The sequence below is a fragment of the Paenibacillus sp. JQZ6Y-1 genome, assembly GCF_040719145.1.
GTDB classification, from domain to species: Bacteria; Bacillota; Bacilli; order Paenibacillales; family Paenibacillaceae; genus Saccharibacillus; species Saccharibacillus kandeliae.
The window spans coordinates 1,523,874-1,535,722 of record NZ_JBFDUZ010000001.1 but is presented as its reverse complement, the minus strand read 5'-3'; the positions used below and the strand labels follow the sequence as shown (position 1 = coordinate 1,535,722).

Sequence of the window (11,849 nt, the reverse complement as noted above, 5' to 3'; positions counted from 1 at the left end):
ATCACCGTCCCTGTCTAATTAGGATTGATTGCTTGTAATCAGCTCAATTTCACTGTTTTCGTCCTGCCCGACGCCAATTTGTGCGCCGTCTTCAATGACAATGCCTTCATTGACGATAGAACGGTGAATACGTACATTTTTGCCGATTTTAGCGCCCGGCATAATGACGGAGTCGGTAATGACACTGCCCTCGCCCACTTCTACGTTGAAGAATAGCACGGAATGCTTCACTTCACCGTTGATGATGCAGCCTTCGTTTACAATACTATCCTGCACATCCGCAGATGGTGCGATAAAGGCGGCTGGCTGGTTCGGGCTGCGTGTGAAGATACGCCATTGTGGATCATTCAAATCCAGCTGCGGCTCCTCAGACAGCATATCCATATTCGCTTCCCACAGACTTTGAATCGTACCGACATCGCGCCAGTAACCATCAAATGGATACGCGTATAATGTTTTGTCATCGCCAAGCAATAAAGGAATCAGGTCTTTACCGAAATCATAAGAAGAGGAAGGATTGTCTTCGTCCTTAATCAGGTACGATTTAAGCACATCCCATTTGAACAGATAGACACCCATAGAGGCAAGTGTACTTTTCGGGTGTTTCGGTTTTTCGTCGAATTCGTAAATTTTGAGGTCGTCATGCGTATTCAGCATACCGAAGCGGCTCGCTTCTTCTAGGGTGACATTCACCACAGAGATCGTGCAATCCGCGTCTTTTTCTTTATGGTAGTCGATCATTTTTTGATAATCCATTTTGTAAATGTGGTCACCGGACAGAATGAGCACATGCTCCGGTTCAAAGCTTTCCACGAATTTCAGGTTGCGATAAATGGCATCCGCCGTACCCTGATACCAGCTGCTGCCTTCCTGCCGTTCATGTGGTGGCAAGACAAAAACACCGCCATTTTTGCGATCCATATCCCAATCGTTACCCACGCCTATGTATGCGTGCAGAACGGTAGGCTCATACTGTGTCAGTACACCTACAGTATCGATACCGGAATTGGCGCAATTGCTGAGCGGAAAATCGATAATACGATACGTGCCGCCAAAGAAAACGGCAGGCTTTGCCAGGGATTTGGTCAAATCTTTCAGCCTTTTGCCCTGACCTCCGGCAAGCAGCATAGCCACAACTTCTTTTTTACTCATGGAAAAGCCTCCTTCGTGTAAGTTGTCATATTCTTAGCCGAAATACGATAACGCAGAGAGACCAAATGCAAAAACCATGTTTCAACAAATGCTGGCCGCTAGTAGATGTAAGGAGACTTTCCCGCTGGAATCAGCTCATTTTATGTGATTGTACGGGCTGTTATCAGGGCGTGCCACGGAAAGTCAGATATTTTCCTGAAAACGAATACCGGTAATGCTCTGTGCCTGACAAGCCTTCGCAAATTCGTCAGATGCTATGATCAGGCTGATGTCTTCATTGGAACGCACAAGCCCATGTTTTTTCAACGCATCTGGACGGAACGCAACCGAGATAAAATGTGGCGGACTGCCGTGTATACCGGGCAATAGCGGCACATATACCGATTCCTCCATATCCAGACAGTTGATGACAGTCGTAATATTCGGCACATGAAAACCGCGTAGCGGTTCACCATTCACCATTACTTCCGCCTCCACTAGCTGCACATCCTTAGGCGCGTGCTGACGAATAATCGCAGTGAGCCGCGGTCCAATCAAATCAGGTCCATCGGTCATAAACCAGTCAAATAGCAATAACCGGTCAAGATCGATGTCACCTTGCAAATGAAAGCGAGGCGGCTTCGCCCAATCGCGCTGCGGCGTGCCTTTTTTAAAGCTGAGATGATCCGGTGATTCGTTGTAATTGTACTTGAACCAGTAACGGTCCGGGTAAATATCCGCCGGCAGCAGGACATAACACATACATACCTCATCCTTTCGCAACATGAAAATCATCATATGTACTGCTTGATGCCAACATGACGATTCTACTTCATTACCTGCTGTTGAGTATTTCGACATGAATGTTAATTTCACCTTCTGCCGACAGGCAACAAGTTGAGCGTTTTGTGCAAATGGACAGGCTGCATCATTTTGTGTCCGGCTATGCTTATATACCCGAATCCACCGAATATGCCACTTTTTTACACGATAAGTTCATCAAGCCGCGCTGTATCATACATATATCCGCTCTGTGACAATCCTGTGAATAGGTGGTGTTGCCTGTGTATTGATCTTGGGTGATGGAATCTAGCTCTACATTTCCATCTACTTCAAATATGAAGCCGCCAGCTCACAAATGTAACGATTTTGCTTGGTGATTTCCTGACGTCTTGGCATCGGCTCCCAGCGGTGAACATCATCCAACCATGTGCGTGGCAATTCCACTGGGCTTTGCTGCTGCCAATGCTTCACCCAAGCATCCGGCAACAATAATTGCGGATCACGATCTAGCGATTGCAACAGTGGATGCTCGCTCATCTCCAGCCACAGTAGCGACCACGCACGCGGGACGACGCGCCAAATATCATATCCACCGCCGCCGAGTGCCACCCAGCGTCCTTCACACCACTGATGAGCCGCATGGTGAATGAGTTGCGGCATCTCACGATAAATGCGCATGGAGCAGTGAATATGAGATAACGGGTCCAGCGCATGCGCATCGCAGCCATGCTGACTGATGATCAGATCCGGCTTGGCGCGCTGCAATACCTGATCCAGCAACGTACCAAAGCACTCCAACCATGAATCATCCTCCGTATACGGTTCCACCGGTAAATTGATCGTACAGCCAAAGCCCTCCCCTGCTCCGCGCTCCTCTACTCGTCCAGTGCCGGGAAACAGGTACTTGCCCGTTTCATGAATGGAATATGTAAACACATGCGGATCGGTGTAAAAGCTCATTTCTACCCCGTCCCCATGATGCACATCGGTATCGATATACAGCACTTTGGCATCGTATTGATTGCGAATATGCTGAATCGCCAAGGAAGCATCATTATAGATGCAAAATCCCGCACCTTTTTGCGGCAGCGCATGATGCAGACCACCGCCCAGATGCAGTGCATGACGATACTGCCCGCTCATTACTAGCTCGGCAGCATGCACAGAACCAGCTCCAATCGCACTCGCACTATGGTGCATCCCCGGGAAAAAGGGCGTCTCGTCATAATCCAAACCGAACTGCCCTGCTAGACTAATATACCGTTCTTCTGGATACTCTAGACTGAGCTGCTTGACCGTATCGACGTATTGTGGAATATGAATACTGCGTAGCAGTTGCTCATCCAGCGCATACGGCGGCTGAATCAGATCGGAGTCATTCAGTGCGCCAATCTGCTGCAGCAGCTCCATCGTCATCACCAAGCGACGCTGATCAAATGGATGATCGCGGCGAAATACATAATTCAGACTATCTGGGTGATACACATACGCTGCTTCTGGCATTGCCATGTCTCCTCTCCAATTCGCGAATATACTGTGCACGTTATACTATATGCTATGTTGATTTACATGCCTTATTCGAGCCTTTCGGCATAATTTCATTCCTATTCCTCATCACTAGTTCCATCACATTCTTCAACATTCGTTCCATCATATTCGTCAAGATTACGCCTATGCGAGTTCCGATTCATCATGCTCATTAATACATAAAGCGCTGACGGAAACGAAGCCGATCAAATGCCTCTACCGATTCCTGCGGCACCTGTCGTCCGACGCGCACCATCAGGCAATTGGCAGGATGGGAGCAGATTTCGGGATCATCGGTCGCAAACCAGACCATATCTACATTTTTCATTAAATTCTCCATCATCTTACGATAATCCCATACGCTCAAACCCGTGCTTTCCAGATCCCAATGCCAATAATATTCCGTAGTAAATACGATCACGTTATCCAATTGAGCGTCACGAAAAGCGAGCTTGATCAGCTTTTTCGCTAATCCCAACCCCCGATAATCGTTGGCAATCTCTACTGCGCCCAGTTCGATCAAATCCTCCATATTCCCTTCGGACCAGCGCTCATATTCATCTGCATAGTGAAAGGTGACATACCCGACAATCAGATCACCATCGGTCGCCATAATGATGCGTCCTTCTGGCAATTCAGCAATTTCGACTAACGCCTCCTGTTGTTCAGCAGGACGACGAAAGGCGTCCAACTGTGGGTGCATTCGACACGTCGCAATACGCTCAGATTCCACTGGACCCTCCAATACTAGACGAAGATTCCCACGTTCCAGCACCTCGGTTTGTTTGAGTTTGATATGTTCCATAACGGGTTCCTTTCTGATCGTTATGATAACGCTTACGATAATTATGCCTGCTTTGATTATAGATGATTTTACAATATTTGCATGCCAGTTGAAAATAAACGCTACAAAAAGAGCCTTCTCTGTCTATATGAAAGCAAAAGCAATCATACGGATCATAGAAGGCTCTGTACCTATAATAGTTAAACATTTGATCGTGAGACGTTCGGTATCGAGCTTTTGATATTCAAAAGTCGAGCTTGTAGCATTCAAGCCTTCTCTTTCATCAAAGCCCGTTCCTTGTACATGAAAGATTCCTGCTCATCTACTATTTATGCTTATCCAAGTATGAATCAAGCACAAGCATTCATTAATGTTCTGCTGCTGCCGTACTGAATGAGCGCTTCTCGGTAGCAGGTCGGCGCACATTGATGCGACCAACGATATACTGTCCCAGCTTGAAGCGGTTAAACAGATTGATAGTTAGGATACACAAGGCGATACCAGTAAAGAACAGTAGTGGAATCTCCAAGTAGCCCATCTGAATGCCAAAGGTTTCGATGGCAAGGTCCATCATTTCCAGATAGAACCAGTGTACTAGATAGATCCCGAATGAATATTGACTGATCAGATTGATCACTGGTGGAATATTCGTTACCCGGCGGAATGCTAGGAACATGAGGAAGATCATCACCACTGTAAACAAGATCATATCCATTCGCTTCGAACCAAAGCCAAAGCTGGAAAACGCATTGTTGTAAATAATAAGCCCAATGGATATTGGCAATGCAGCAATGATCCACCATTTATATTTTTCCAGCACATTAAGAAATTGTTGATAATTTTTGCCGCAATAGTATGCAAGCGAGAAATAGAACAACCAGCCTGTAAATGGCATCCAATATCCGCGATCCCATATGTATGCCACATACTGGTTATCACTGATCGGCGGAACCAGATTGAAAAACGCAAGATAACCCACATTGATAATCAGCGATACGGCGAGCACCGTTATGGGACGGAAACGGTCAATATAACGCGCATACAGCTGATGCAAAATATAGAATTGGAAAATTACAAGCACAAACCAGCCATGATAAGCACCCAGCATGTTATACACGACGAGCTTTGGTATCGACCAATCATTCATAATACCGGATGTGATCGCATAAAAGACTGCCATGCAGGCAAACGGGATAAAGAGAAACTGAATTCGTTTCTTATAAAACCCCTTCGGTAAATCCTTCGGATACGAATACGCCAAAATCAGCGCCGAAATAAATACAAATGTCGATGTACCAAACGACAGCAAGCCTGCCAGCGTCCACATCCCAAATTGAACAGGTCCCTCTGTGCTCTCACCTGTCGAGAATTTGATGGAATGTAGCAGTACTACACTCATGCAGGCAATCGCGCGCACGATCGACACTTCACTGATCGTACGTTTTGGTTTTGACTGTATTGCTTGATTACTCATTACGTTATACATCCTCCTTTGCTTGATTATTAAATCTCCTCAAAAGTTCGCGTTTCGCATACCTCCTTTTGCTATTTGATTACCAATATGGCATGAATACACGTTTATTACAGTGCGAATCACTACTTCAGGCTTTATATCAGTACCGTTTTGTTTTACGGTACATTAGTATACAGATTTGCGTCGTTTCTGAAAAGTTCTCGTTTTGAATAACTGTTGTTAATTTTTGTATATTGTACACCATGTTTAAACGAAGATGTGGAAAAATGTGCTAATTTAATGATTAATATTCATGATTACGTTTTCAATTTCACTATTTTTCCGTAAATCGATAGTTCATTACGCGATTTGGGCTAATCGGACAGAAAAATTTGAACATTTTGTGAAATGGTAGTATCTTAATTTGTAAGCGCTATATATGGTAAATGGAATAGATCATCTCAATTGAAAATCACTACTTTATCTTCTGTGGAGGTCATTATGGGAAAAGACACGATTGAAGTCATTGCTGTAGAAGCTAACAAAGCCAACTTGATGGATTACGAACAGGCACGTCAGGAGTTTGATTGGTCTGATGTGGAGAAGAGATTTAGCTGGTCAGAAACAGGAAAAGTGAATCTTGCTTATGAAGCGATTGATCGGCATGCCGCATCCGAGTTGAAGGATAAAATTGCGTTGCACTATAGCGATTTACAACGGGATGAATCGTATACATTTGAGCAATTGCGCCGTGAATCGAACAAAGCAGCCAATATGCTGCGTAAGCTGGGCATTGGCAAAGGTGATCGGGTGTTTATTTTTATGCCACGTACGCCAGAGCTATATTTTACACTGCTTGGTATTATCAAAATCGGAGCGATTGCTGGTCCATTATTTGAAGCATTTATGGAAACAGCGGTGCGTGATCGACTACAGGATAGTGGCGCTGTAGCGATTGTAACTACTCCTAAGCTTGTAGATCGTGTACCTGCTGCTGATTTACCAGAGCTAAAACATATCATTGTATACGGGGATGAAGCCGATCTGGGCGAAGGGCATATTCACTGGGGCAATGCGATTGCAGAAGCATCGGATGAAGCGGAGATCGAATGGGTCGATCCAGAGGACGGATTGATTCTGCATTATACCTCCGGCTCGACTGGCAAGCCAAAGGGTGTCTATCATGTGCATCAGGCGATGGTGCAGCATGAATATACTGGTCGGATTGCACTCGATTTGCAGCCAGACGATATTTACTGGTGTACTGCTGATCCGGGCTGGGTTACGGGTACATCGTACGGTATCTTTGCTCCATGGCTGAACGGTGCAACCAATGTAATCCGCGGCGGACGCTTTAGCCCACAGGATTGGTATGAAACGATTCAACGGTACAAAGTCACCGTATGGTATAGCGCACCAACGGCCTTCCGCATGTTAATGGGTGCAGGTGACGAAGCGGTCGAACAATACGACCTCTCTTCCCTCCGCCATGTACTTAGTGTCGGTGAGCCACTGAATCCTGAGGTTATTCGCTGGGGACATCGGGTGTATAAACAGCGGATTCATGATACATGGTGGATGACGGAAACGGGTGCACAGCTAATCTGTAACTATCCACGTATGGATATTCGTCCCGGCTCTATGGGTCGTCCACTACCGGGTGTAGAAGCCGCTATTCTTGATGATCAGGGCAATGAGCTGCCACCATTACGTATGGGCAATCTCGCAATCAAAACGCCGTGGCCGTCGATCATGCGCAAAATTTGGAATAACCCTGCTAAGTACGAAGAGTATATGCGTATTGATGGCTGGTACATTTCTGGTGATTCGGCGTATATGGATGAAGACGGATACTTCTGGTTCCAAGGACGCATCGATGATGTGATCAATACATCTGGTGAGCGGGTTGGGCCTTTTGAAGTAGAGAGCAAGCTCGTAGAGCATCCAGCAGTTGCCGAAGCAGGTGTTATCGGCAAACCTGACCCTGTGCGTGGCGAGGTGATCAAAGCATTCATTTCCTTACGAGAAGGCTTTGAACCATCCGATGAGCTGAAGCAGCAAATTACTCGTTTTGTCAAAGAGGGACTTTCTGCTCATGCTGCTCCGCGCGAAATCGAGTTCAAGGACAAGCTGCCGAAGACACGCAGTGGTAAGATTATGCGCCGTGTATTGAAGGCTTGGGAATTGGAATTGCCGACTGGCGATTTGTCTACCTTAGAAGACTAAAAAAATCCAACCACTTTTGAGTGGTTGGATTTTTCTATCTCCCTTTATAACCCGCAGGCGGAGTTTTCACTTGCTTTACTTTTTTAGGTTTTTCAATACTTTTAAAAACATGTGGATCAATTTCAAATAAACTTATAGATAACTGATTATTCCCGTGAACTTGAGTAATGGTTTTCTCATGTTTGGTGAATGGCGCTTTTACTGTAGAACCACCAAACTCTCCTGTATTAACCAATATAACTGGTTGATACATATGGTAATGCAAAGCACTGACCATATTATCAAATGTATCTACATCTTGATTTAGTGCTACAATCACAAAAATATCAGAAACATCCCTCAAATCCGCTACTAAAGATAAATCTGTAGAATCATAACATATTGCACTTGCTACCCGTATAGAAGCATTATTATCTTTCTTAAAATCAACTAGCAATTGATAAGGACGGAATCCCTCTATATTTAAAGAACTTTCTGATTCTGTCATATGTTTTTTTCCTTGCCAAATATAATTAAATTCACGACCAGTATTTTTTTCTGATCGCAGCATCCAAATTCCTTGATTAATATATTGTTCACTTTTTGATCTTTTTGTAAAAGTCATACCAGCAAATATACTTGCGCCAGTCGCATCAGATAGTCCTCTTAACAAATCTAAATCATCAGGATGGATTGTTAATTCTGGGAAAACAATCAAATCAATATTCTCATTATATCCTCTCCTATTAGTTGTTTTAGATGTAGTAAGATACTGCGATATTAAATTACATACAGATGCAATATGACTTCTATGTCTAGCTCTGAATGAGTCCGTCCAATGTAAAGGATCTTTTTCATCAAAATCATCAAAAGTAGGCAATAAAGTTTGAGCAGTAATTACCCTAAACAAAGGATTACTGAAAGTTTTACTATTGTACACAGGCATTGTATACATAGGAGTTTCAGATAAACTACCCCAAACTTTTTTTTGAAGTTTTATTCTATTTAAAATTAAGCTCTGCAAATTCTCTTTAGTTAAAGTATCTCCTAAACTTTCAAGCTCACGCTCATGATAATTTATCCCAGGCCATTGTAAAAGTAGCAAGAGTAATTCGCTTATCCAAGGAGATATAGGATACGCATCTTCAAATAAACTTTGCGCATTATTCGACATTCCAAATCTTCTAGTGAACCAAGTAGAACGTAGTCCTCTATAGCTTTCCGAATTATTTTTAGTTAAAAATGAGTGTGCAGTAAAATCAAATTCTCCTGTTAAAGAAGATCTTAAAATTTGACCTAGATTATAAGTCCAAGCATTCTCTAACTTAACCCAGTCAGGCTTCTCACTAATTTTATTCCTTGGAATATCTTTGAAATCAATTTTCAGAAAGCCTTTATCTGTAATCAAGTTCTGTATTTTACTCCAATCATTGCACCTTATCAAAATTTCACTAATTGATCTAGTATTAAAATCCTTTTTGTTTTTTTTATAAAATTCATCATTTTCTAACAACGCATTGGCGAGGAGTAGAAGCGCATTCTCTTGTTGAAAAGGATTTTTCTCATTAGAAATTATATCTATTAATCTAAACTGCTTATTGTTATTAACAGATATATTCCTTTTAGGTTTTTCGGCCCCCACGACTAATTCGTAAGGTAAGTCTTTTTTTATTTCCTCCTTAATTTCATCTTGGATTTTCAAAATTTCAATTAAAATATCTGGCCTATTAAGTGAAAGAATCTCAATCGCCTTTTTTCTCTTTGCATCATCAAGATCTGCCCAAATCCTATTAAACCAAGTAATATACCTTTCTAAATTGGGCACTATTTGTTGTACCACAAGAGATACTATGAAATAATCTTTAAAGTTTTGTAAATCATTTATTAATCCTGGCTCAATTTTATATTGCAATGCTTCATGTAATATTCTGTAGTAATATAAACTACTACTTTGTTTAGACTTTTTACTCCTGCTTTTTTTAGAATAAGGAAGTAAATTTAAATTATTATATTTATTTACAGATGCTAAAAATAGACTAGCTTGTTGTTGAAGATACCATGGATTTTGTTTGTAATTCGCTAAAATTTTCTCAGCAAATATTGTTAATTCTTCCCTAAAAAGTATTATATTAGCCTTTTCAGGATAAACTTTTTTTGCCTTATATCCTATCCTCACTGCACCTGCATATAGAAGATCAGAAGCTATATATTCCATTGCTTTTTTTTCTATAGCAACTGAGAAATCATTTTCATTATTTATAAAATTATTTGAATACAACTTATATTCTACTGCTTTTAAAATAGGGCGAAGGATTTTTATATCTGGATATAAATCCAGTCCACATTTCATTAAAAGAGAAAGAGAAGGATTTCTAGACCAAAGAGCAACTAACTTACGAGCAAAAGTTTCAAATTCATGATCTAATAAACCCTCTTTTGTAGATGAATCTAATATAGACTCTGTATAATTAATATCTTCTTTAAAATTAAACATAGTTTTTTTTAATCTAAGTGCTTTCACTAACCTAGCTGCTGCAAATCTTTTCAAAGTATCATTTTTAACATCTATATTTAAGGCAGAAATATAAGACAATTCTAACTTGTTAAACATCTTAGTACTTTTACTTTTTTCATCTTCAAATAAATTTTCTGATAGTTGTAATAAGCTGTCTAAACCTCCAACTGCTTGTTCTAAAGATTCAACATCTGGTGTACCGCTAATGATACCTTGTATTGAATTCATTCTCATTGAAATATCATTTTGGTTTGAAATATTCTCATATAACTGAATTTTAGTTTTACCACTATTCACTTTTAAATTTATTTCTTTTAAAGAATCAGTTTGAAAGTAATCTTTTAATTTTTTATTAAAAAACCCATTAAAGATTTTTGTATAGTCCTGATCACTAAAATTTTCTTCTTCTATTTCTACTACTAAGCGAATATCATCAACATAGCGACAGTAATCTCTTAATACAAAACCATCATTATGTTCACCTATTAGTTTACCTACAACTCTATCAAATCTTATTAAATAAGCATTGGCAAAAAATCCTCCAGAAACTAATCCTTGAGGAATACCTTGAGGTAAGTTTTTAGATTTCTCATCTCCATTTATTAAACCAGCATACTTTATGTCTAGAGAATCCCATTTCCACGAAAAAATTTTGTTGAGATACTCCCAAAATTTAGGATCATCTTCATACTCTACTTCTAAGTTGTAAACTTCAAAAAATTCTTTATAAAGAATTTTTAATTCATTCAACAAAATTGTTCTATCGATTTGATCATAAAAACCTTTGAGATCTAATGAAACTACACATAATTTTTTAGTTAAATCTAAGTTTTTACTCAGTTTTTGACATATATTACGTGGACGTGTCAAAAATTTTTGATAATCCTCATAATATTGTCTGTATGTTAAAGAATTTCCCCATCCAAATTGAGCGATCTCTTTATGATGTGAACTTTTAACCCATTCACATTGAAGTCTATTACCGTAACTATATATCTCTTTTTTTTGAGCCAGAAAAAAATCATCTATGTTAGTAGAACCTTGAGCGCTCTCAATAGCATCTGCTAAACACAACATTGCAGCTGTCGAAATTGTTTGATCTTTTAAAGACAGATGGGCCAATGCTCGAAGTTTTTGAGATTTTGCCTTATCATCCTTAATTGACCTCCATAAAGTATTATCTTCATCATCTGGAAATTCCCACTCAGCATTTTTTGGAGCCAAAACTAATGACATATTATCTGGACTATAGCTTGATGCTTTACACCAATCCTCAAGATTTTTTTCCAAATTTATAGTCGATAAATCCAATTCTAAGGTATCAGCATACCAGTTATGTCGCCTTATATATGAGTGTGCTTTTTTCCATGCCTGCGCCATTACAATTTTATTTTTTAAAAATTCACTCTTGGGCGCAATAAATTTAAGATCATCTACAATTATTGACATAA

General features: G+C 40.7%; 7 protein-coding genes. 1 reads left to right on the top strand and 6 read right to left on the bottom strand.

The genetic code is table 11. The features are described from left to right. Positions 1 to 18 precede the first annotated feature (18 nt). The 5 genes from ABXR35_RS06735 to ABXR35_RS06715 form a co-directional block, all read right to left on the bottom strand. Positions 19 to 1,152 carry a glucose-1-phosphate adenylyltransferase gene (locus tag ABXR35_RS06735; protein ID WP_367057229.1) on the bottom strand — a complete coding sequence of 378 codons (1,134 nt, stop codon included), beginning with the start codon at positions 1,150 to 1,152 and terminating at the stop codon, positions 19 to 21. Between the two features lie 183 nt (positions 1,153 to 1,335). Next, entirely contained in the window at positions 1,336 to 1,893 is a 558-nt protein-coding gene (locus ABXR35_RS06730; protein WP_367057227.1) for an imm11 family protein, read from the bottom strand. Between the two features lie 345 nt (positions 1,894 to 2,238). After that, on the bottom strand, positions 2,239 to 3,417 hold the full coding sequence (locus ABXR35_RS06725) for an acetoin utilization protein AcuC (protein WP_367061238.1): 1,179 nt from the start codon (positions 3,415 to 3,417) through the stop codon (positions 2,239 to 2,241). 196 nt (positions 3,418 to 3,613) lie between these two features. Then, on the bottom strand, positions 3,614 to 4,246 hold the full coding sequence (locus tag ABXR35_RS06720; protein WP_367057224.1) for a GNAT family N-acetyltransferase: 633 nt from the start codon (positions 4,244 to 4,246) through the stop codon (positions 3,614 to 3,616). A gap of 346 nt (positions 4,247 to 4,592) precedes the next feature. After that, positions 4,593 to 5,699 (bottom strand): acyltransferase family protein, encoded by a 1,107-nt coding sequence (locus ABXR35_RS06715; protein ID WP_367057221.1) that lies wholly within the window; start codon positions 5,697 to 5,699, stop codon positions 4,593 to 4,595. A 480-nt stretch (positions 5,700 to 6,179) separates the two neighbouring features. Here ABXR35_RS06715 and acsA point away from each other — a divergent pair, with 480 nt between their 5' ends. Then, positions 6,180 to 7,904, top strand: a complete 1,725-nt coding sequence (acsA, locus tag ABXR35_RS06710) for an acetate--CoA ligase (protein WP_367057218.1) — start codon at positions 6,180 to 6,182, stop codon at positions 7,902 to 7,904. Positions 7,905 to 7,938: 34 nt separating this feature from the next. Here acsA and ABXR35_RS06705 read toward each other — a convergent pair whose 3' ends face one another. Next, entirely contained in the window at positions 7,939 to 11,847 is a 3,909-nt protein-coding gene (locus ABXR35_RS06705; RefSeq protein ID WP_367057215.1) for an RNA-directed DNA polymerase, read from the bottom strand. Positions 11,848 to 11,849: the final 2 nt, after the last annotated feature.